Consider the following 967-nt stretch of genomic DNA (forward strand, 5'->3'; position numbering starts at 1 on the left):
GAGCTTGCCTCGGGCAATTTCGACGTCGTGCTGCCGGGCCTCGGCCGCAAGGACGAGATCGGCGAGATGGCCGGCGCGGTCGAGGAGTTCAAGGTTCAGGCGGTGGCGAAAGCCGAGCGTGACGCCGCCGCCAGCGAGGCCCAGAACAAGGAGCAGGCCGCGGCGCGCCGTTCCGAGCTGATCCGCTTTGCCGACGATTTCGAGAGCGCCGTTGGCGCCATCGTCTCCAACGTTTCGGCCTCGGCCGTGCAGCTCGAATCGGCGGCGTCGACGCTGACGCGCACCGCCGAGACCACGCAGAGCCTGTCGAGCCAGGTCGCCGGCGTCTCCGAGCAGGCCTCGAGCAACATGCAGTCGGTCGCGACCGCGACCGAGGAGCTCTCGGTCTCGGTCGAGGAGATCGGCCGCCAGGTCCGCGATTCCAACCGCATCGCGGAAGCCGCGGTGGTGCAGGCGAAGGAGACCGACAGTCGCATCGGCAAGCTCTCGCACGCCGCCCAGCAGATCGGCGAGGTCGTCAAGCTGATCACCGCGATTGCCGAGCAGACCAACCTGCTGGCCCTCAACGCCACCATCGAGGCGGCGCGCGCCGGTGAAGCCGGCCGCGGCTTTGCGGTGGTCGCCAGCGAGGTGAAATCGCTGGCGAGCCAGACCGCGAGGGCGACGGACGAGATTTCCTCGCATATCGCGGGCATGCAAGGAGCGACCGCCGAATCGGTTGCGGCGATCAAGGAGATCGGCGCCACCATCGGCCAGATCTCGACCATCTCGACGTCGATTGCGAGCGCCGTCGAGCAGCAAGGCGCAGCGACGCAGGAGATCGCTCGCAGCGTCCAGACGGTGGCGCAGGGCACGCAGGCCGCGGCCACCGATATCGGCGAAGTCAATCGCGGCGCCGCCGAGACCGGCTCGGCGTCGGAGGAAGTCCTGAACTCGGCCAAATCCCTGTCCAGCGAAAGCACACGCC

Annotated in this window: 1 protein-coding gene; it reads left to right on the forward strand. The window is 68.6% G+C overall.

All coding sequences use genetic code 11. The features are described from left to right. The coding region (locus AC629_RS44035; protein ID WP_245332210.1) for a methyl-accepting chemotaxis protein at window positions 1-967 on the forward strand (967 nt) is incomplete at both ends.

The organism is Bradyrhizobium sp. NAS80.1 (assembly GCF_001908205.1).
Classification (GTDB): domain Bacteria; phylum Pseudomonadota; class Alphaproteobacteria; order Rhizobiales; family Xanthobacteraceae; genus Bradyrhizobium.